This is a genomic window from Zobellella denitrificans (genome assembly GCF_002237365.1).
GTDB classification, from domain to species: domain Bacteria; phylum Pseudomonadota; class Gammaproteobacteria; order Enterobacterales; family Aeromonadaceae; genus Oceanimonas; species Oceanimonas denitrificans.
Genome location: NZ_NMUO01000067.1, coordinates 1 through 22,045 on the forward strand (window position 1 = coordinate 1; position 22,045 = coordinate 22,045).

At 63.0% G+C, this 22,045-nt stretch carries 16 protein-coding genes; 14 read left to right on the top strand and 2 right to left on the bottom strand.

Going from position 1 to position 22,045, the window contains the following annotated elements:
- Positions 1–107 precede the first annotated feature (107 nt).
- Both dapE and CGX12_RS13630 read right to left on the bottom strand, forming a co-directional pair.
- Complete coding sequence (gene dapE / locus CGX12_RS13625) at positions 108–1,241, bottom strand: succinyl-diaminopimelate desuccinylase (protein WP_094040417.1); 1,134 nt, start codon at positions 1,239–1,241, stop codon at positions 108–110.
- A 12-nt stretch (positions 1,242–1,253) separates the two neighbouring features.
- Entirely contained in the window at positions 1,254–1,604 is a 351-nt protein-coding gene (locus tag CGX12_RS13630; RefSeq protein ID WP_094040418.1) for an ArsC family reductase, read from the bottom strand.
- A 221-nt stretch (positions 1,605–1,825) separates the two neighbouring features.
- Here CGX12_RS13630 and CGX12_RS13635 point away from each other — a divergent pair, with 221 nt between their 5' ends.
- From CGX12_RS13635 to CGX12_RS13700, 14 genes are all read left to right on the top strand, one after another.
- Positions 1,826–2,911, top strand: coding sequence for a GGDEF domain-containing protein (locus tag CGX12_RS13635; protein WP_094040419.1), 1,086 nt, complete (start codon positions 1,826–1,828; stop codon positions 2,909–2,911).
- Between the two features lie 107 nt (positions 2,912–3,018).
- Complete coding sequence (locus CGX12_RS13640) at positions 3,019–4,716, top strand: NAD-dependent malic enzyme (RefSeq protein ID WP_094040420.1); 1,698 nt, start codon at positions 3,019–3,021, stop codon at positions 4,714–4,716.
- Positions 4,717–5,090: 374 nt separating this feature from the next.
- The gene (adhE, locus tag CGX12_RS13645) at positions 5,091–7,757 is read left to right on the top strand and encodes a bifunctional acetaldehyde-CoA/alcohol dehydrogenase (protein WP_094040421.1); all 2,667 of its coding nucleotides are present in this window, start codon (positions 5,091–5,093) and stop codon (positions 7,755–7,757) included.
- 246 nt (positions 7,758–8,003) lie between these two features.
- Positions 8,004–9,629 carry an ABC transporter substrate-binding protein gene (locus CGX12_RS13650; RefSeq protein ID WP_094040422.1) on the top strand — a complete coding sequence of 542 codons (1,626 nt, stop codon included), beginning with the start codon at positions 8,004–8,006 and terminating at the stop codon, positions 9,627–9,629.
- A 416-nt stretch (positions 9,630–10,045) separates the two neighbouring features.
- Positions 10,046–10,966: an oligopeptide ABC transporter permease OppB gene (gene oppB, locus CGX12_RS13655; protein WP_094040423.1), complete on the top strand. Its 921-nt coding sequence runs from the start codon at positions 10,046–10,048 to the stop codon at positions 10,964–10,966.
- Between the two features lie 13 nt (positions 10,967–10,979).
- A complete protein-coding gene (gene oppC, locus CGX12_RS13660; RefSeq protein WP_094040424.1) occupies positions 10,980–11,888 on the top strand; it encodes an oligopeptide ABC transporter permease OppC in 909 nt (302 codons plus the stop codon).
- 10 nt (positions 11,889–11,898) lie between these two features.
- A complete protein-coding gene (oppD, locus tag CGX12_RS13665; RefSeq protein WP_094040425.1) occupies positions 11,899–12,870 on the top strand; it encodes an oligopeptide ABC transporter ATP-binding protein OppD in 972 nt (323 codons plus the stop codon).
- A complete protein-coding gene (gene oppF, locus CGX12_RS13670; RefSeq protein ID WP_094040426.1) occupies positions 12,863–13,843 on the top strand; it encodes a murein tripeptide/oligopeptide ABC transporter ATP binding protein OppF in 981 nt (326 codons plus the stop codon). The genes oppD and oppF overlap by 8 nt, the downstream gene beginning before the upstream one ends.
- Before the next feature lie 215 nt (positions 13,844–14,058).
- Positions 14,059–15,369 (top strand): trigger factor, encoded by a 1,311-nt coding sequence (gene tig / locus CGX12_RS13675; protein WP_094040427.1) that lies wholly within the window; start codon positions 14,059–14,061, stop codon positions 15,367–15,369.
- 87 nt (positions 15,370–15,456) lie between these two features.
- Positions 15,457–16,080 (top strand): ATP-dependent Clp endopeptidase proteolytic subunit ClpP, encoded by a 624-nt coding sequence (gene clpP / locus CGX12_RS13680; protein ID WP_094040428.1) that lies wholly within the window; start codon positions 15,457–15,459, stop codon positions 16,078–16,080.
- A gap of 80 nt (positions 16,081–16,160) precedes the next feature.
- Entirely contained in the window at positions 16,161–17,441 is a 1,281-nt protein-coding gene (gene clpX / locus CGX12_RS13685) for an ATP-dependent protease ATP-binding subunit ClpX (RefSeq protein ID WP_094040429.1), read from the top strand.
- 137 nt (positions 17,442–17,578) lie between these two features.
- On the top strand, positions 17,579–19,930 hold the full coding sequence (gene lon, locus CGX12_RS13690; RefSeq protein ID WP_094040430.1) for an endopeptidase La: 2,352 nt from the start codon (positions 17,579–17,581) through the stop codon (positions 19,928–19,930).
- A 210-nt stretch (positions 19,931–20,140) separates the two neighbouring features.
- Positions 20,141–20,413, top strand: a complete 273-nt coding sequence (gene hupB / locus CGX12_RS13695) for a nucleoid-associated protein HU-beta (RefSeq protein WP_094040431.1) — start codon at positions 20,141–20,143, stop codon at positions 20,411–20,413.
- A 119-nt stretch (positions 20,414–20,532) separates the two neighbouring features.
- Positions 20,533–22,045, top strand: a 1,513-nt coding sequence (locus CGX12_RS13700) for a SurA N-terminal domain-containing protein (RefSeq protein ID WP_094040432.1), incomplete at its 3' end; no start/stop codon positions are given.

A 22,045-nucleotide genomic window follows, 5' to 3' on the forward strand; every position in this document is an offset into this window, starting at 1 on the left:
CGCCTGCAGGGCGGCGAAGGCCGCCGCCGCTTCCGGTTGCAGCCGGTGGCCCGGCTCGGCCAGCGCCACCAGGTGGTCCTCGGTCAGGCCGAGCAGGGCCTCGGGGGTCATGCCAGCAAGCGCTCCAGTATGCCCTCGTACATGTCGGTGAGCTGCTCCAGATCGGCGATTTTCACGCATTCGTTGAGCTTGTGGATGGTGGCGTTGACCGGCCCGAGTTCGATCACCTGGGCCCCGGTCTGGGCGATAAAGCGCCCGTCGGAGGTGCCGCCGGTGGTAAGCAGGGCCGGCTCCTGGTGGCGTACCGCCTGTACCGCCGCCACCGTGGCCGCCAGCAGATCACCCTGATCGGTGAGGAAGGGCTTGCCGTTGAGCAGCCAGTGCAGCTCGTAGTCCAGGCCATGGGCGTCGAGCACGCTGTGCACCTTGGCCTGGATCTTGTCCTGGTCCAGCTCGGTGCTGAAGCGGAAGTTGAACTGCACCTTCATTTCGCCGGGAATGACGTTGGAGGCGCCGGTGCCGGCGTGGATGTTGGCGATCTGGAAGCTGGTGGGCGGGAAGAACTCGTTGCCCTTGTCCCAGACGGTGTTGGCCAGTTCGGCCAGGGCCGGCGCCGCCTTGTGCACCGGGTTGTCCGCCAGGTGCGGATAGGCCACATGGCCCTGCACGCCCTTGACCAGGAGATCGCCGGTGAGGGAGCCGCGGCGGCCGTTCTTGACCACGTCGCCCACCTCGCTGGTGGAGGAGGGCTCGCCCACCAGGCACCAGGTGATTTTCTCGTTACGGGCTTCGAGGGTGTCCACCACTCGGGTGGTGCCGTTGATAAAGGGGCCTTCTTCATCGCTGGTGATCAGGAAGGCGATGGAGCCCTGGTGGTCCGGGTGTTTGGCGACGAAGCGCTCGGTGGCCACCACCATGGCGGCCAGCGACCCCTTCATGTCGGCCGCGCCCCGGCCGTGCAGGTAGCCGTCGATCTCGGTGGCCTCGAAGGGCGGGGTATGCCACTTGTCGAGGGGGCCCGGCGGCACCACGTCGGTATGGCCGGCAAAACAGAACACCGGGCCCTCGGTGCCCTTGCGGGCCCAGAGGTTGGTGGTGTCCTCGAACACCATGGTCTCGAGCCTGAAGCCCAGGGCTTCGAGGCGCGCGCCCATCAACTCCTGGCAGCCTTCGTCTTCGGGGGTAACCGAGGGGCGGTTGATCAGATCCTTGGCCAGGGCCAGCACGGCAGAGTCAGTCATTGTTGTCCTTAATTAGATGTTGAATAGGCGCGAGTAAAGCTCGGCATTAAAGCCCAGGTGCAGCTGGCCATCGAGTTCCAGCAGGGGGCGTTTGATCATGGCCGGATGGGCCAGCAGCAGGGCGACGGCGGTGTCCGGGCCCAGGGCGGTCTTGTCGGCCTCCGGCAGGGCGCGGTAAGTGGTGCCGCGTTTGTTGACCAACTGCTCCCAGCCCAGCTGGTCGAGCCAGTGCTCGAGCTGGAGCGGATCCAGGCCATCGGCCCGGTGATCGATGAAGCGGTAGTCGATGCCCTGCTGCTCCAGCCACTTGCGGGCCTTCTTGACGGTGTCGCAGTTCTTGATGCCGTAGAGTCTGATGGTCATGAAACAGTCCTGTGATTGCTTGGGCGGGATTTTGGCACTTAAGCCCCGGGCCTGCAACCGGCCGGGGCAGGAGGCCAAAATACACTGGCGCATCCTGCGGGCTTTGGGTAGTGTTAGCGTTTTTGCACTTCCTGTCGCAGCCGCACTGGTGCCTGACCAAGGCACTGCCCGAGGCACTTCGATGCTGTTCGCCGTTCAACGAGAAATAAAAGGGGTATGGGTTGGAACTCAAGGAATACTGGAGCGATAGCTGTCACTCCCGGGACTTTAAGCTCACCCGCATCGGTTTCGTCGCCATCCGTTTCCGCTGGCTGGTCACTCTGCTTATCATCGGCATCGCCGGCTGGATTGCCGTCGACTGGTGGGTACTGGATCCGGCCCACTTCAAGCTGCTGTGGAAAGTCCGGTTGATCACCGGCGTCATGCTCACTCCTTTATTGCCGTTAAGCTACCTGTGCAAGCTCAACCGCCGCTGGATGATACTCTCGCTCTACTCCCTGCTCGGCATCCTGCTGGCCTTCAATTTTGTCGGATTGTGGAGTTTCCGGGACGGGGTGCCCATCCCCGTGGGCTATATCGCCTTTCCCTATTTCCTGCTGGCGCTACTGGGGGTGCTGCCGCTGCCGATCAAGTCTGGCCTGCGGGTCGCCGGGGTCATCACCCTGGCGGTGCTGGCCACCGACTACTGGCTCGACTCCCGCAGCCTGAGCAACGGCGCCCTGGTGGACCGTATCTGGCTGCTGCTGGCCTTCAGCCTGGCGATGATCTGGGTGCAGGCGGGGCAACTGCGCATGCTGCTTGATCTGTACCGGGAGTCGACCCGGGATCCCCTGACCCGGCTGATGAACCGCCGGCTGTTCGTGCGCCAGCTGGAGGAGGTGCGCCACCACAGCAGCCCCGACCGGCCCTATACCCTGATCCTGCTGGATCTGGATCGCTTCAAGCGCATCAACGACGACCAGGGCCACCTGATGGGGGACGAGGTGCTGGTCAGCGTGGCCAACACCATCATGGACATCTTCGGTCCCGAGGCCATAGTGGCGCGCTACGGCGGCGAGGAGTTTATCGTGCTGCTGCCCGATACCCCGCTCGAGCAGGGGGCGCGCCAGGCCGAAACCTTGCGGCTGGCGGTGGAGTCCCAGCCGGTGGAAAACCCGCTGGATCAGAGCGAGGTGTCGGTCACCGTCAGCGCCGGCGTGGTGGAAGGCAACCAGGACAGCATCATCCAGGAGCTGTTGCGCCAGGCGGACGAGGCCCTCTACGGCGCCAAGAGCCGGGGCCGCAACTGCGTGGTGGCGGTGCGCTGATCCCTGCCTTGGTGGTGGTCTGGAAAGGGGGCTTGGCTTATACTGCGGCCCAGCCCCCATAACCCCAAAAAGACCCACCCAGGGATTAAAACAAAGCGAGATGTCTTATGCCCCAAGAGCATCAAGAAAAACGAGCCTTATATGTACCCTACGCAGGCCCGGCCCTGCTTGAAACCCCACTGCTGAACAAAGGCAGCGCCTTCAACAAGGCAGAGCGGATCGCCTTTAACCTCGACGGCCTGCTGCCCCACAACATCGAAACCATCGAAGAGCAGGCTTCCCGCGCCTACAAGCAGTACACCGCCTTTCAGAACGACCTCGACAAGCACATCTACCTGCGCAATATCCAGGATACCAACGAAACCCTGTTCTATCGCCTGGTGCAGAACCACCTGACCGAGATGATGCCCATCATCTATACCCCGACCGTGGGGCAGGCCTGTGAGGAGTTCTCCAACATCTACCGTCGGGCCCGGGGGCTGTTCATCTCCTATCCGGACCGGGAGCGCATCGACGACATCCTGCAAAACGCCACCAAGCGCAACGTCAAGGTCATCGTGGTGACCGACGGCGAGCGTATCCTGGGCCTGGGCGACCAGGGCATCGGCGGCATGGGCATTCCCATCGGCAAGCTGTCCCTGTACACCGCCTGCGGCGGTATCTCTCCGGCCTACACCCTGCCGGTGGTGCTGGATGCGGGCACCAACAACCCGCAACTGCTGAAGGACCCCATGTACATGGGGTGGCGCAACCCGCGGGTGACCGGAGAAGAATACGAGCAGTTCGTGGATGCCTTCATCAAGGCGGTGAAGCGCCGCTGGCCCAACGCCCTGCTGCAGTTCGAGGATTTCGCCCAGAAGAACGCCATGCCCCTGCTCAACCGCTACAAGGACGAGCTGTGCTGCTTCAACGACGACATCCAGGGCACCGCCGCCGTGACCCTGGGGTCGCTGATCGCCGCCTGCCAGGCCAGCGGCAGCAAGCTGTCCGAGAAAAAAGTGGCTTTCCTCGGCTCCGGCTCCGCCGGCTGCGGCATCGCCGAGCAGATAGTGGCGCAGATGAAGGCCGAGGGCCTGAGCGACGCCAAGGCCCGGGAGCGGGTGTTCATGGTGGATCGCTTCGGCCTTATCACCGACAACATGCCCAACCTGGTTGACTTCCAGCGTCCCCTGGCCCAGTCCCTCGACCACATCCGGGACTGGCAGGTGGCGGGCGAGAACATCTCCCTGCTGGAGGTGATGCAAAACGCCAGGCCCGATATCCTGATCGGGGTGTCCGGCCAGCCGGGACTGTTCACCGAGGAGGTGATCAAGACCATGCACGCCCACTGCGAGCGGCCCATCGTCTTCCCCCTGTCCAACCCCACCTCCCGGGTGGAGGCGACGCCGGAAGACATCATCAACTGGACCGACGGCCAGGCCCTGGTCGCCACCGGCAGCCCCTTCGCGCCGGTGGAGTACAAGGGCAAGCTGTATGAAATCGCCCAGTGCAACAACTCCTACATCTTCCCCGGCATCGGCCTGGGCGTGCTGGCCTGCGGTGCCCGCCGGGTCACCGATGCCATGCTGATGTCCTCCAGCCGGGCCCTGGCCGCCTGCTCGCCCCTGGCCCAGAACGGCGAAGGTGCCCTGTTGCCGCCGCTGTCGGCGATCCAGGAAGTCAGCCGGCAGATAGCCAAGATGGTGGCCAAGACCGCCCAGTTGCAAGGCCAGGCGCTGCAGACCTCCGACGAGGTGCTGGAGCAGGCGATAGAAGCCAACTTCTGGCGGCCCGAATACCGCAAGTACCGCCGGGTGTCCTTCTAAGGCTCCGCGGATTCTGAAACACAAGGCATGCTCCGGCATGCCTTGTTATTTTCCTACCTTATTCTTTATTCCCCGCCGTTATTACTGACCTTCTGTCAATTCGCTGGCAACGTCTGATCACTTCCAGAATAGCCGGCCCTGTTGCCTCTTCGTACCGTCGTTATAGACAAGCCTTGCAGAGACCTTGAACAGGCTTTAAGTCAGTCTGGGAGTTGCTGGTTGCGTTTTGTAATTTAATTACGTAACTGAGTGAAATGCTGATCCGGATCAATACCCATTAAAGGGTATCTTCTACACTGGTATCAAATCTTTGGTTAAGCCCTCGGGCTCAGGTTTTAGCCAAGGTTTTTTATTTTCGAGTGAGGAGTATCCCTATGGCCGTTTCAACCCTGCAAGAGCTGGACACCCTGGTGGCCCGCGTCAAGGCAGCCCAGCACCGTTATGCCGGCTTCAGCCAGGAGCAGGTGGACAAGATCTTCCGCGCCGCGGCCCTGGCCGCCAACAACGCCCGTATTCCGCTGGCCCAGCAGGCGGTGGCCGAGACCGGCATGGGCCTGGTGGAAGACAAGGTGATCAAGAACCATTTCGCCTCCGAGTACATCTACAACAAGTACAAGGACGAGCGCACCTGCGGCGTGCTGGAGGAGGACAGTGACTTCGGCACCATCACCATCGCCGAGCCGGTGGGCCTGATCTGCGGCATAGTGCCCACCACCAACCCGACTTCCACCGCCATCTTCAAGGCACTGATCGCGCTCAAGACCCGCAACGGCATCATCTTCTCGCCCCACCCGCGGGCCAAGGGTGCCACCTGCGAAGCCGCCCGCCTGGTACTGCAGGCGGCGGTCGAGGCCGGCGCGCCGCGCGACATCATCGGCTGGATTGACACCCCCTCGGTGGCCCTGTCCAACCACCTGATGCAGCACCCGGACATCAACCTGATCCTGGCCACCGGCGGGCCCGGCATGGTGAAGGCCGCCTATTCCTCCGGCAAGCCGGCCATCGGCGTGGGCGCGGGCAATACCCCCGTGGTGATCGACGAATCCGCCGACATCAAGCGGGCGGTGGCGTCCATCGTCATGTCCAAGACCTTCGACAACGGCGTGGTCTGCGCCTCCGAGCAGGCGGTGATCGTGCTGGACGAGGTCTACGACCAGGTCAGGGCCCGCTTCCAGAGCCACGGTGGCTATGTGCTGCCCGCCGCCGACGCCGACAAGGTACGGGCGGTGATCCTCAAAAACGGTGCCCTCAACGCCGATATCGTGGGTCAGTCGGCCCAGACCATCGCCGCCATGGCGGGGGTGGAGGTGCCAGCCAGCACCCGTATCCTGATCGGCGAAGGGCTGGCCATCGGTCACGATGAGCCCTTCGCCCACGAAAAACTGTCGCCGACGCTCGGCATGTTCCGCGCCCGCGACTTCGCCGAGGCCCTGGACATGGCGGAGCAGATGGTGATCCTGGGTGGCATCGGCCACACCTCCACCCTCTATACCGACCAGGATCTCAACGCCGAGCGCATCCGCCAGTTCGGCGATCGGATGAAGACCGCCCGCATCCTGGTCAATACCCCGGCGTCCCACGGGGGCATCGGCGACCTGTACAACTTCAAGCTGGCGCCGTCCCTGACCCTGGGCTGCGGCTCCTGGGGCGGAAACTCCATCTCCGAAAACGTGGGACCCAAGCACCTGATCAACCGTAAAGTCGTGGCCAAGAGGGCGGAAAACATGCTGTGGCACAAGCTTCCCAAGTCCATCTACTTCCGCCGGGGCTGCCTGGCCGAGGCGCTGACCGATCTGGGCGGCAAGCGCCGGGCCATGGTGGTGACCGACTCCTTCCTGTTCAACAGCGGTTACGCCGACAAGGTCGGCCGCTTGCTGAAGCAGCAGGGCATGGAGGTGGAGGTGTTCCATGAGGTGGAAGCGGATCCGACGCTGGCCACGGTGCGCAAGGGGGCCGAGCGCATGCTGCACTTCCAGCCCGATGTCATCGTCGCCCTGGGCGGGGGGTCCCCCATGGACGCGGCTAAGATCATGTGGGTGATGTACGAGCATCCCGACACCCACTTCGAAGAGCTGTCCATGCGTTTTATGGATATCCGCAAGCGCATCTACCGCTTCCCGAAAATGGGAGGCAAGGCGGCCATGGTGTGCATCCCCACCACCTCGGGCACCGGCTCGGAAGTGACCCCCTTCGCGGTGGTGACCGACGACCAGACCGGCATCAAGTACCCGCTGGCGGACTACGAGCTGACCCCGGACATGGCCATCATCGATGCGGATCTGGTGATGAACCTGCCCAAGTCCCTGACCGCCTTCGGCGGCCTGGATGCGGTCACCCACGCCCTGGAAGCCTATGTGTCGGTGCTGGCCAACGAATACGCCGACGGCCAGGCGCTGCAGGCCCTGACCCTGCTGAAGAACTACCTGCCGGCGGCCTACCATAAGGGAGCCCAGGATCCGCAGGCGCGGGAGAAGGTGCACAATGGCGCCACCCTGGCCGGTGTGGCTTTCGCCCAGTCTTTCCTCGGGGTCTGCCACTCCATGGCCCACAAGATCGGCGCCGAGTTCCACCTGCCCCACGGCCTGGCCAACGCCCTGCTGATCAGCAACGTCATTCGCTACAACGCCAATGACAACCCGACCAAGCAGACTGCCTTCAGCCAGTACGACCGGCCCCAGGCCAAGTGCCGCTACGGCGAGGTGGCGGTGCACCTGGGCCTGGCCGCGGTGAACGACAGCAACGACACCAAGGTGGAGAAGCTGGTGGCCTGGCTGGACGGCCTGAAGGCGGAGCTTGGGGTTCCGGCCTCCATCCGCGACGCCGGGGTCAACGAGGCCGACTTCCTGGCCAAACTCGACGAACTGGCCATCGCCGCCTTCGACGATCAGTGCACCGGTGCCAACCCGCGCTACCCGCTGATAGCGGAACTCAGGCAACTGCTGCACGACAGCTTCTACGGCCTGGCCTACCAGGAAGGTGTGGAACGGGAGCCGGACGCCCGCAAGAGCAATGTGAAAAAACTGAAGACCAAGGCGAGCTGACCCAGCCTCGCTCAAAAAACGCCGGCCCAGCCGGCGTTTTTTGTTTTTAGTAACAACTGAAACTGTGACGAGGTCGTTGTTATTGGATTATTTTGCTGCGAAAACGTTTTACAGTGGTTTTGTAAGCTTTGTTTTGATCTTGTTTTAGTATTTTGTCGTGGTATAACCAGATGGAACTATAGCACGGGTCGGCAGGGTAGCCGCGGTGTCGGCGTCTGTCCGGGCCCCTTCAAGGAGAGAAAAACAATGACCTTCCAGAAAACCATCCTGGCCAGTTCCCTCTTTTCCATACTGAGCCTGGGTCTTTCCGGCCAGGCGCTGGCGGCGGAGGTGCCCGAGGGCACCCGGCTGGCCGAGGTGCAGCAACTGGTGCGGGGCAACGGCTCCGAACCCGCCTCGCTGGATCCCCACAAGACCGAGGGGGTGCCCGAGTCCAATGTGCTGCGGGATCTGTTCGAAGGCCTGGTCACCTCGGGCCCCAATGGCGAGATCCTGCCCGGCGTGGCCGAGCGCTGGGAAACCGCCGACAACCAGGTCTATCGGTTCCACCTGCGCGAGGACGCTCGCTGGTCCAACGGCGATCCGGTTACTGCCCATGACTTCGAATATGCCTTCAAGCGGGCGGTGGATCCCAGGACCGCGTCACCCTATTCCTGGTACATGGAAAAGGCCACCATCGAGAACGCCACCGAGGTGGTCAACGGCAAACTGCCGCCCGAGGCGCTGGGGGTCAGGGCCCTGGACGACCGCACCCTGGAGGTGACCCTGGCCAAGCCGGTGCCCTATTTCGTGGGCATGATGTTCCACACCACCACCTACCCGGTGCACCGCGCCACAGTGGAAAAATACGGTGACGAGTGGACCCGGGTCGGCAACATGGTGTCCAACGGCGCCTACACCCTGTCCAACTGGGTGGTGAACGAACGCATCGAACTCAAGCGTAACGAACACTACTGGGACAACGCCAGCACCGTGGTCGAGCAGGTGACCTACCTGCCCATCCCGTCCCAGAACGCCGAAATGAACCGCTTCCTGTCCGGCGAGCTGGACATGACCTATGAAATCCCCCTCGAGCATTTCAAACGACTCTCGAGCCAGCATCCGGACAAGGTGCGGGTGGGCGGCTACGTGGGCACCTATTACTACCAGTTCAACACCCGTAAACCGCCCTTCGACGACGCCCGGGTGCGCAACGCCCTGTCCTACGCCATCGACCGGGACATCATCGCCAACATGGTGATGGGACAGGGGGAGATCCCCGCCTACACCCTGGCGCCCGAGGTGGTGGACGGTTTCACCCCGCCGGCGGTGGCCTGGGCGGACTGGTCCCAGGCCGAGCGGGATGCCAGGGCCAAGGCGCTGATCGAAGAGGCCGGCTACGGCAAGGGCAAGCCGCTCAAATTCCAGTTGCTCTACAACACCAACGACAACCACCGCAAGGTGGCGGTGGCCATCGCCTCCATGTGGAAGAAGCACCTGGGAGTGGAAGTGGAGCTGGTCAACCAGGAATGGAAGACTTACCTGGATACCAAGACCCAGGGCAACTTCGAGGTAGCCCGGGCCGGCTGGATCGCCGACTATAACGAAGCGTCCAGCATGCTGGATCTGATGCAGACCACCCACGGCAACAACGACGGCAAGTATTCCAATCCCGAATTCGACCGCCTGATGGCCGACTCCCGTCTGGCCACCGACGACGAGGCGCGCAACCAACTCTACGCCCAGGCCGAGGAAATCCTGGCGGTGGACATGCCCATCGCCCCCATCTACCAGTATGTGAAGGCGCGGCTGGTGCAGCCCCATGTGGGCGGCTACCCGGACAACCCGCTGGACAATATCTACAGCAAGGATCTCTATATCCAGGCTAACTAAAGAATCTGTTTAACATCTTTACGAAGCTTGTCTGTAACGACACAACGAAGAGTCAACAGGGCGACCTCCACCGACACGCTGTAAGCACATCCCTGTGACGCTCGGCACATGTCATCCCTGGCATGTGCCGGTCGGTGGAGGCGATCCCTGTCGCCTCTTCCAGGCTCCGCTGTTATCTGCGGGGCACGCTAACAGGCGACACTGAAGCGTGAGGAAGGACAAAGGGTGCTGCTCCGCCGACCCACCGCGCCATGGATGGCGCGGTGGAGCCCCCAGGGATGGGTTTACGGCGAGTCGGCGGAGTAGTGCGCTTTGGCCGAGTAAAAAGATTTCAAACAGGCTCCAATAGACCAGGGGAAGCCGCCCGGTGGCGGCCCCTTCGTGATTTGCCAACTGCCTGTGAGCAGAGGTTCAGGATGTTCAAATTTATTCTCAAGCGGGTGCTGGAAGCCATTCCCACCCTGCTGGTGTTGATCACCGTTTCCTTCTTTATGATGCGCTTCGCGCCGGGCAACCCCTTCAGCTCGGAGCGGGCCCTGCCGCCGGAAGTGATGGCCAATATCGAGGCCAAATACGGCCTCGACAAGCCGGTACTGCAGCAATATTTCAGCTACCTCGGCAACCTGGCCCAGGGTGACCTGGGGCCTTCCTTCAAGTACAAGGACTTCAGCGTCAACGATCTGGTGGCCCAGGCGCTGCCGGTGTCCGCCAAAATTGGCCTGTTCGCCTTCGGCGGCGCCGTGCTGCTGGGGGTGGGCGCCGGCATCATGGCGGCGCTCCGGCAGAACAGCTGGCTCGACTATGCGGTGATGTCCACCGCCATGCTGGGGGTGGTGATCCCTTCCTTCGTGCTGGCGCCGGTGCTGATCCTGGTGTTCGCCATCCACCTGAAATGGCTGCCCGCCGGCGGCTGGCAGGGGGGCGGCTGGCAGTTCATGGTACTGCCGGTGGTGGGCATGATGATGCACTATATCGCCGCCATCGCCCGCATCACGCGCGGCTCCATGATCGAGACCATGAACGCCAACTTCATCCGTACCGCCCGGGCCAAGGGGCTGCCCATGGCGCGCATCGTGCTGCGCCATGCCCTGCGTCCGGCGCTGCTGCCGGTGGTGTCCTACCTGGGCCCGGCCTTCGTCGGCATCATCACCGGCTCGGTGGTGATCGAAACCATCTTCGGTCTGCCCGGCATCGGCCAGCTGTTCGTCAATGGCGCCCTCAACCGGGATTACTCCATGGTGCTGGGGCTGACCATACTGGTGGGTGCCCTCACCATTACCTTCAATGCGGTGGTCGACATCCTGTATGCGGTGATCGATCCCAAAATCCGTTACTGAGCCGAGGTGAGCCATGGTGGTAACCAAAGACAAGCAAGCGGCGGTGCTGCAGTTTGCCGAGCAACTGGACGTGGAGGGGCGTTCGCTCTGGGCCGACGCCCGCCGTCGCTTTCTGCACAACAGGGCGGCGCTGGTCAGCCTGATCATACTGGTGTTGATGGCATTGCTGGTGGTACTGGGGCCGCGCTTCGCTCCCTATGCCTTCGATGAAACCGACTGGAGCGCCATGATGGCGGCTCCCAGCCTGGAGAGCCGCCACTACTTCGGCACCGACTCCCTGGGCCGGGATCTGTTCGTACGCACCCTGATGGGGGGGCAGATTTCGTTGATGGTGGGTCTGCTCGGTGCCCTGGTGGCGGTGGTGATCGGCACCCTCTACGGCGCCACCGCGGGCTTTGTGGGTGGGCGGACCGACCGGGTGATGATGCGGCTGCTGGAGATCCTCTATTCCTTCCCCTTCATGTTCTTCGTGATCCTGCTGGTGACCTTCTTCGGCCGCAATATCCTGCTGATCTTCTTTGCCATCGGCGCGGTCAGTTGGCTCGACATGGCGCGTATCGTGCGCGGCCAGACCCTGAGCCTCAAGGGCAAGGAGTTCATTGAGGCGGCCGAGGTGTGCGGGGTGAGCAGGCTCAACATCATCGTACGCCACATAGTGCCGAACGTGCTCGGCATCGTGGTGGTGTACGCCACTCTGTTGGTGCCGGGCATGATACTGTTCGAGTCTTTCCTGAGCTTCCTCGGCCTGGGAGTGCAGGAGCCCATGACCAGTTGGGGGGCGCTGCTGGACGAAGGGGCCAAGGCGATGGAAATTGCCCCCTGGCAACTGCTGTTTCCCGCCGTGTTCATGGTGGTGACCCTGTTCTGTTTCAACTTCCTGGGCGACGGTCTGCGCGACGCCCTGGATCCCAAGGACCGCTGAGGAGAGCGCCATGAATCTGCTTGATGTGACCGAGCTGAGGGTGGAATTCGCCACCCCCGAAGGCCGGGTGGTGGCGGTCAACGACCTGACCTTCGGGTTGGCCGCCGGCGAGACCCTGGGCATCGTCGGCGAGTCCGGCTCGGGCAAGAGCCAGACCGCCTTCGCCATCATGGGCCTGCTGGCCAAAAACGGCCGCACCGCCGGCCAGATCCGCTACCAGGGCCGGGAGCTGCTCGGCCTGCCGACCCGGGAGCTCAACAAGATCCGGGCCGAAGACATCGCCATGATCTTCCAGGATCCCATGACCTCCCTCAATCCCTATATGAAGGTGGGGGAGCAACTGATGGAGGTGCTGATGCTGCACAAGGGCATGGGCAAGGCCGGGGCCTTCGTGGAGTCGGTGCGGATGCTGGAGGCGGTGAAGATCCCCGAGGCCCGCAACCGCATGAACCGCTATCCCCACGAGTTTTCCGGCGGCATGCGTCAGCGGGTGATGATCGCCATGGCGCTGCTGTGCCGGCCAAAACTGCTGATCGCCGACGAGCCCACCACCGCCCTGGACGTGACGGTGCAGGCCCAGATCATGAGCCTGCTGCAGGAACTCAAGACCGAGTTCAACACCGCCATCATCCTTATCACCCACGATCTGGGGGTGGTGGCCGGCAGTTGCGACAAGGTGCTGGTGATGTACGCCGGCCGCACCATGGAATACGGCCCGGTGCGGGATATCTTCTACCGGCCGAGCCACCCCTATACCGAAGGGTTGCTCAAGGCCATCCCCCGGCTGGACGGGGAGGCGGCCGAGCTGCCCACCATCGCCGGCAACCCGCCCAACCTGTTGCGGCTGCCGCCGGGCTGTCCCTTCCAGCAGCGCTGCGACCAGGTGCAGTCCCGTTGCCTGCAACAGGCGCCGGCGCTGATCCCGTTCGGCGACGGTCGCCGCCGGGCCTGTTTCCGCGAACTGGAGGTGAGCCATGTCTGAGCCGCTGCTGCAAATCCGCGATCTCAAGGTGCATTTCAACATCAGGGCGGAGAAGTCCTGGCCCTGGGAGCCGCCCCGGGTGCTGAAGGCGGTGGACGGGGTCAGCCTGGATCTCCACCAGGGGGAAACCCTGGGCGTGGTGGGTGAGTCGGGCTGCGGCAAGTCCACCTTCGCCCGGGCGGTGATCGGCCTGGTGCCGGCCAGCGCCGGCCAGGTGTTGTGGCGGGGCGAGGACTTGACCCAGTTGTCCCACGCCGAGCTGCGGGAGCGGCGCAAGGACATCCAGATGATCTTCCAGGATCCCCTGGCTTCCCTCAATCCGCGTATGACCATAGGGGACATCATCGCCGAGCCTCTCGTCACCTATTACCCACGCCTGCCGAAGGCGCAGGTGAAGGAAAAGGTGAGGGCCATGATGAGCCGGGTGGGTCTGTTGCCCAACCTTATCAACCGCTATCCCCATGAGTTTTCCGGCGGCCAGTGTCAGCGTATCGGCATCGCCCGGGCCCTGATCCTGGAGCCCAAACTGGTGATCTGCGACGAGCCGGTGTCGGCGCTGGACGTGTCCATCCAGGCCCAGGTGGTCAACCTGCTGAAGCAGTTGCAACGGGAGATGGGACTGTCGCTCATCTTCATCGCCCACGATCTGTCGGTGGTCAAGCACATCGCGGACCGGGTGCTGGTGATGTACCTGGGCAACGGGGTGGAGCTGGCCCGGAAACCGGCGCTGTACGCCGCTCCCGGCCATCCCTATACCCGGGCCCTGCTCAGCGCCGTGCCCATCCCGGATCCGGATCTGGAACGGAGCAAGGCCATCCAGTTGCTGGCGGGCGAGCTGCCGTCGCCCATGGCGCCACCCTCGGGCTGCGTGTTCCGCACCCGCTGCCCCCTGGCGGACGAGCGGTGCGCCAAGGAACGGCCGCGGCTCGCCGGCGAGGGCGAACACCTGGTGTCCTGCCTGAAGGCGGGTTGAGCGCAGCCGTTGGGGTTGAAAAGCGCTATTTATGCCTCATATTGCCCAACGGGAGCGGACTGCCGCTCGACGCTGGTTTTCTGCCTCGCTATAATGCCGCGTCTTAATTTGCCATGAAGGCCCCGGGTCTTCGACAGAATTCAAGGAGCAGCCGGGCTGCTTCCCACATATCACAGGGTCAGCACCACGGTGCTGAAGAAAATTGAGGTAAGAGAATGCAAGTTTCTGTAGAGACGACCCAAGGCCTGGAGCGCCGTCTGACCATCACAGTACCGGCCGACAAGGTAGAAGGCGAAGTGAACAGCCGCCTGCGTCAGCTGGCCAAGACCCGTCGTATCGACGGTTTCCGTCCGGGCAAGGCGCCTTTCTCCATCATCAAGAAGATGTTCGGCCCCTCCGTTGAAGCCGACGTGGCCGGCGAGCTGATGCAGCGCAACTTCTTCGAAGCCGTGATCAGCGAGAAGCTGAACCCGGCCGGCATGCCGACCATGGAGCCCGCCGCCATCAAGGCCGGCGAAGACTTCACCTTCACCGCCACCTTCGAAGTTTACCCGGAAGTGGAAGTGAAGGGCCTGGACGCGGTGAGCGTCGAGAAGCCCCAGGCCGAGGTGACCGAGGCCGATCTGGACAAGATGATCGACACCCTGCGCAAGCAGCACGCCGACTGGGTAGCCGTTGAGCGCGAAGCCGCCGACGGCGACCGGGTGACCATGAACTTCGTGGGCTCCGTGGACGGTGAAGAGTTCGAAGGCGGCGCCGCCGAAGACTTCGTGCTGGTGCTGGGCTCCGGCCGCATGATCCCCGGTTTCGAAGAAGGCCTGCTGGGCAAGAAAGTCGGTGACGACTTTACCCTGGAAGTGACCTTCCCCGAGGAATACCACGCCGAACACCTGAAGGGCAAGCCGGCCCAGTTCGCCATCGCCGTGACCAAGGTCGAGGCCCAGCAACTGCCCGAACTGACCGAGGAATTCGTGCAGCGTTTCGGCATTGCCGACGGCTCCGTCGACGGCCTCAAGGCCGAAGTGCGCAAGAACATGGAGCGCGAGCTGGCCCAGGCCCTGAAGGCCTCCGTCAAGGATCAGGTGATCGACGGTCTGCTGGAGCAGAACCCGGTGGACGTGCCCAAGTCCCTGATCGACAGCGAAATCGACACCCTGCGCAAGCAGGCGCTGCAGCGTTTCGGCGGCCTGGACCCCAAAAACGCCCCGCAGCTGCCCGCCGAGCTGTTCAAGGAGCAGGCCGAGCGTCGCGTACGCGTGGGCCTGCTGCTGGGTGAAGTGATCAAGCAGAACGAGATCAAGGCCGACGACGCCAAGGTCCAGGAAATCATCGCTTCCATGGCGTCCGCCTACGAGGACCCGGCCGAGGTGATCGCCTATTACAACGAAAACCAGCAACTGCTGGAAAACGTGCGTAACCTGGCCATCGAAGATCAGGCCATCGAATTCGTGCTGGCCCAGGCCAAGGTGACCGACAAGCAGGTCAGCTTCGACGAACTGATGAACAAGCCGGGCGTCGGTGCTTAAGAACATTTGACTTAAGCATTAAGCTCTTGCGTATAATGGCCCCAGTGTGAGTGCACTTGGGCCATTTTGTTTTGGGGACAATATCTTATGTCAAGCAATCATAATCCGATGATGGACGGGCCCCTGGCTGCCCTGATCCCCATGGTGGTGGAGCAGACCGCCAAGGGGGAACGTTCCTACGATATTTACTCGCGCCTGCTGAAAGAGCGGGTGATCTTCCTGACCGGCCAGGTCGAAGACCACATGGCCAACCTGATCTGTGCCCAGCTGCTGTTCCTGGAGTCGGAAAACCCGGAGAAGGACATCTACCTCTATATCAACTCGCCGGGTGGCTCGGTGACCGCGGGCATGTCCATCTATGATACCATGCAGTTCATCAAGCCGGACATCAGCACGGTGTGCATGGGCCAGGCCTGCTCCATGGGTGCCTTCCTGCTGGCGGGCGGTGCCGCGGGCAAGCGCTTCGCCCTGCCCAACAGCCGGGTGATGATCCACCAGCCCCTGGGCGGCTTCCAGGGCCAGGCGTCGGACATCCAGATCCACGCCAAGGAAATTCTGTATATCAAAGAGAAGCTCAACCGGCTGTTGGCCGAGCACACCGGCCAGGAGCTGGCGGTAATAGAGCGCGATACCGACCGCGACAACTTTATGTCGGCGGCCCAGGCCAAAGAATACGGCCTGGTCGACGAGGTCCTGTTCAAGCGCGATTGAGCAAAGCGGGGAGGGGTGCTGTACACTCTTGTTAAGAGCTGGTAGACGCTCCTCAGCCTGTACGCATACGAGGTGACTGAATGACAGACAAACGCAGGGGCGAAGGGGATGGCGGCAAACTGCTGTACTGTTCTTTTTGCGGTAAAAGCCAACACGAAGTGCGTAAGCTCATCGCCGGCCCTTCCGTCTATATATGCGACGAATGTGTCGAACTGTGCGAAGACATCATCCGGGAAGAAATCAAGGACATCTCGCCCAAGCGGGAAGGCAGCGCCCTGCCCACGCCCCACGAGATCCGCGCCCACCTGGATGACTATGTCATCGGTCAGGATCACGCCAAGAAAGTGCTGGCGGTGGCGGTGTACAACCACTACAAGCGGCTGCGCAATGCCGGCAGCACCGACGGCGTCGAACTCGGCAAGTCCAACATCCTGCTGATCGGCCCCACCGGCTCGGGCAAGACCCTGCTGGCCGAAACCCTGGCCCGGCTGCTGGACGTGCCCTTCACCATGGCCGACGCCACCACCCTGACCGAAGCCGGTTACGTGGGCGAGGACGTGGAGAACATCATCCAGAAGCTGCTGCAGAAATGCGACTACGACGTGGAAAAGGCCCAGCGCGGCATCGTCTATATCGACGAGATCGACAAGATTTCCCGCAAGTCCGACAATCCCTCCATCACCCGGGATGTGTCCGGTGAAGGGGTACAGCAGGCGCTGCTGAAGCTGATCGAGGGCACCGTCGCCTCGGTACCGCCCCAGGGCGGGCGCAAGCATCCCCAGCAGGAGTTCCTGCAGGTGGACACCTCCAAGATCCTGTTCATCTGCGGCGGCGCCTTCGCCGGCCTGGACAAGGTGATCGAGCAGCGCTTGGACAAGGGGACCGGCATCGGTTTCGGCGCCGAGGTCAAGACCAAGAGCGAGAAGGCCTCCCTGAGCGAGATCTTCACCCGGGTGGAGCCCGAGGATCTGGTCAAGTACGGCCTGATCCCCGAGTTTATCGGTCGTCTGCCGGTGGTCGCCACCCTCACCGAGCTGGACGAAGACGCCCTGGTGCAGATCCTGTCCGAGCCCAAGAACGCCCTCACCAAGCAGTACGCGGCCCTGTTTTCCCTGGAAGACGTGGATCTCGAGTTCCGTGACGACGCCCTGCGCGCCATCGCCCGCAAGGCCATGGAGCGCAAGACCGGCGCCCGCGGCCTGCGTTCCATCGTGGAAGGCGTGCTGCTCGACACCATGTATGACCTGCCGTCCATGAGTGACGTGGCCAAGGTGGTGATCGACGAAACCGTGATCAAGGGCGAATCCGCGCCTATCCTTATCTACCAGAAAGGCGAGGCACAGGCCGCCTCCGGCGACTGATTGGGGTATTTTTAAGCGGTTAAAAGGGGCCTTTGGCCCCTTTTCCTGTTTTTGTACCTGCGGCGATTGAATCTTGTGATCCCGCCCCCATATACTGCCCAAGCGCTAACAAATTGCATTCAAGCCGAGAGGACACTATGACCCTAGAGCGTTCCGAACGCATCGAAACCCCCGTCCTGCCTCTCCGTGACGTGGTTGTGTATCCCCATATGGTGATCCCGCTGTTCGTGGGACGGGAAAAATCCATCCGCTGCCTGGAAGCGGCCATGGAGCAGGACAAGAAGGTGCTGCTGATCGCGCAGAAAGATGCGTCCACCGATGATCCTGGGGCCAACGACCTCTACCAGGTGGGTACCGTGGCCAATGTACTGCAACTGCTCAAATTGCCCGACGGCACCGTCAAGGTGCTGGTGGAGGGTGGCCAGCGCGCCCGGCTGGAGCAGCTGCGCGAGCAGGACGGCTACTTCGTGGCCGACGCCCAGTACCTGGCCACCGAGCCGCTGGACGAGCGCGAGCAGGAAGTGCTGGTGCGCTCGGCCATCACCCAGTTTGAAGGCTACATCAAGCTCAACAAGAAGATCCCGCCCGAGGTGCTGACCTCCCTGTCCGCCATCGAGGACGCGGCCCGCCTGGCCGACACCATGGCTGCCCACATGCCGCTCAAGCTGGAAGACAAGCAGAAGGTGCTGGAATTCGCCCAGGTGGGCGAACGCCTCGAGTTCCTGATGGCGATGATGGAGTCGGAGATCGATCTGCTGCAGGTGGAGCGCCGCATCCGCTCCCGCGTCAAGAAGCAGATGGAGAAGAGCCAGCGCGAGTATTACCTCAACGAACAGATGAAGGCCATCCAGAAAGAGCTGGGCGAACTGGACGAGGTACCCGACGAGTTCGAGGCGCTGCAACAGAAAATAGAAGACGCCGGCATGACCGACGAGGCCCGGCAGAAGGCCGAGGCCGAACTGGCCAAGCTGAAGATGATGTCGCCCATGTCGGCGGAAGCCACCGTGGTGCGCGGCTATATCGACTGGATGATCTCGGTGCCCTGGAAGAAACGCTCCAAGGTGAAGAAGGACCTGGCCAAGGCCGAGGAAATCCTCGACGCCGACCACTACGGCCTGGAGAAGGTCAAGGAGCGCATCATCGAATACCTGGCGGTGCAGAGCCGGATCAACAAGCTGAAAGGTCCCATCCTGTGCCTGGTGGGGCCACCCGGGGTGGGCAAGACCTCCCTCGGCCAGTCCATCGCCAAGGCCACCGGCCGCAAGTACGTGCGCATGGCGCTCGGCGGGGTACGGGACGAGGCGGAAATCCGCGGCCACCGTCGTACCTACATCGGCTCCATGCCCGGCAAGCTTATCCAGAAGATGGCCAAGGTGGGGGTACGCAACCCGCTGTTCCTGCTGGACGAGATCGACAAGATGTCCTCCGACATGCGCGGCGATCCGGCCTCGGCCCTGCTGGAGGTGCTGGATCCGGAGCAGAACCACAGCTTCAACGACCACTACCTGGAAGTCGACTACGACCTGTCCGATGTGATGTTCGTGGCCACCTCCAACTCCATGCACATTCCGGGGCCCTTGCTGGATCGGATGGAGGTGATCCGGCTGTCCGGCTATACCGAGGACGAGAAGCTCAACATCGCCAAGCGCCACCTGCTGTCCAAGCAGATCAGCCGTAACGGCCTGAAGGACGGGGAGTTGGTGGTGGAGGATTCGGCCATCCTCGGCATCATCCGTTACTACACCCGGGAAGCCGGGGTGCGCAGCCTGGAGCGGGAAATTTCCAAGCTGTGCCGCAAGGCGGTGAAGGAGATCCTGCTCAACAAGGATCTCAAACAGGTGGTGATCAACCAGGACAACCTGAAAAAGTACCTGGGCGTGCACCGTTTCGACTACGGCAAAGCCGAGGAGCACAACCAGGTGGGGCAGGTGACCGGCCTGGCCTGGACCGAGGTGGGCGGCGATCTGCTCACCATCGAGGTGGCCAACGTGCCCGGCAAGGGCAAGCTCACCTACACCGGCTCGCTCGGCGACGTGATGCAGGAGTCGATCCAGGCGGCGCTCACCGTGGTGCGTTCCCGGGCGGAGAAATGGCGCATCAACGCCGACTTCCACGAGAAGCGCGATATCCATGTACACGTGCCGGAAGGGGCTACGCCCAAGGACGGCCCCAGCGCGGGTATCGCCATGTGCACCGCCCTGGTGTCCAGCCTCACCGGTAACCCGGTGCGGGCCGACGTGGCCATGACCGGCGAGATCACCCTGCGTGGCGAGGTGCTGCCCATCGGTGGCCTCAAGGAGAAACTGCTGGCGGCCCACCGAGGCGGCATCAAGCGGGTGCTGATCCCCAAGGAAAACGAGCGGGACCTGGAGGAAATTCCGGAAAACGTGAAGCAGGATCTGGAGATCCATCCGGTGCGCTGGATAGAAGAAGTGCTGGAACTGGCCCTGGAGCAACCGCCGGAAGGCTTTTCGGTCGTCCAGAGCTAGCTTTTTCACCGCAAGTCACGGTTTCAGGCTTGTCAGCGGCCATGAGTCGCAGTAGCCTTGGGTGGATTTTGTTGGGGGCCCGGCATGGATGATGCCGGCATCGCCCGGAAATAGCCGGCGGCACCATGAAGGCGCCGCCGCCAACCAATAATGAATCAAGGTCAGGGTTGCGTTATCCGACCCGTAAAAAAAACGACAAGGGGAATGACTGTGAATAAATCTCAACTGATCGACAAAATTGCGGACGGCGCCGACATCACCAAGGCCGCGGCCGGCCGGGCGCTGGATGCCTTCGTTGAAGCGGTAACCGAATCACTGAAGGAAGGGGATCAGGTATCGCTGGTTGGGTTTGGTACTTTTGCCGTGCGTGAGCGCGCCGCCCGCACCGGCCGCAACCCGCAAACCGGCGCCACCATCGAGATCGCCGCGGCCAAGACACCGGGATTCAAGGCCGGTAAAGCGCTGAAAGACGCCGTCAACTAAGCGGCTGCTGTTATCGGACCTCGGGGTCCGGCGGGTCATGATCCGGAAAGGCGCATCCAGTGGTGCGCTTTTTTTTCGGGCAAGACGGCGCAGCCGTCTATCGGGAGTAACGACAACTTATGTTTTTTGAGAAGCTAAGGGCGGGTGCCCAGGGCACCACCTCCAAGATCGTACTGGGGCTGATCATCCTGTCCTTCGCCCTGGCCGGGGTGGGCAGTTATGTCACCCGGCCGGTGGTGGAAGTGGCCGCCGTGGTCAACGGTGACGAGATCAGCGCCCAGGCGCTGGAAAATGCCTACCGCAACGAACGTGCCCGCCTGGAAAGCCAGCTGGGCCCCCAGTTCAACCAACTGCTGGGTGATCCCGCCTATGTGGAGCAGATCCGCCGTTCGGTATTGGAGCAGATGGTGGAGCAGCGCCTGATCGACCAGAAGGTGGCGGAGCTGAAGCTGCGCGCCAGCGACGAGCAGGTGCGCAACGCCATCCGTAACCTGCCGGAGTTCCAGCAGGATGGCCGCTTCAACAACGAGCGCTACCAGCAGCTGCTGGCGCGCAGCGGCATCAGCCCCGAGCAGTTGCGCGACAGCGTGCGCCAGGATCTGAGCCGGCAGATGTTGCTGAGCGCCCTGGTCGGCTCCAGCTTTACCCTGGAAGCCGAGGCCGGCTGGCTGGATCGGCTGAGCCGCCAGCAGCGGGATGCCCAATACGTGCGCCTGCCCCTGAGCGACTTCAGCGAGCGGGCCGAGCCGAGCGACGAGGAGGTGGAAGCCTACTACCGGCAGCAGCCGCAGCAGTTCCAGCGCCCCGAGCAGGTCAGGATCAACTACCTGCTGCTGGATGCAGGCGCCGTTTCCAGCGCCGACATCGACGAGCAGGCCATCGCGGACTACTACCAGGCCAACCTGTCGACCTACAGCCGGCCGGAGCAGCGCAAGGTGGCTCATATTATGGTGAACAAGGGCCGGGATGCCGAGCAGAAGATCCAGGCCATCGCCGAGCGCCTGGCCGCCGGCGAAGCCTTTGCCGAGCTGGCCCGCACCGAGTCGGACGACAGCTTCTCCGGCGCCCGGGGCGGTGAACTGGAGTGGATGGAAACCGGCACCATGGATCCGGCCTTCGACCAGGCGGCCTTCGCCCTGGCTCAGGTGGGCGACGTTTCCGGGGTGGTCGAGAGCGAGTTCGGCCTGCACCTGATCACCCTGCTGGAGGTCCAGCCCGCCCAGACCCGGCCCCTGGCCGAGGTGCGCGACAGCATCGCCGAGCGACTGGCCCGGGACGAGGCGGCCAACGCCTTCTATGCCCGGGAGCAGCGCCTGGCCGAGCTGGCCTTCGAGTTCCCCGACTCCCTGGACATGGCGGCCCAGGAACTGGGGCTGGAAGTCAAGTCGACCGACTACTTCTCCACCCAGGACGCCCCGGCCGAGATCAATGATCCGCGGGTGCTGACCCAGGCCTTCTCCGAGCGGCTGCGTCAGCAGGGCGTGAACTCGGATCTGATCGAGCTGGGCAGCAACAGGGCCATCGTCATCCACGTGACCGAGCACAGGCCCGCCGCGGTGCGCGACTTCGCCGAGGTGCGCGAGCAGGCGCGGGAACTGGCCTTGGCCGCCAAGGCCCGGGAACTGGCCGCCG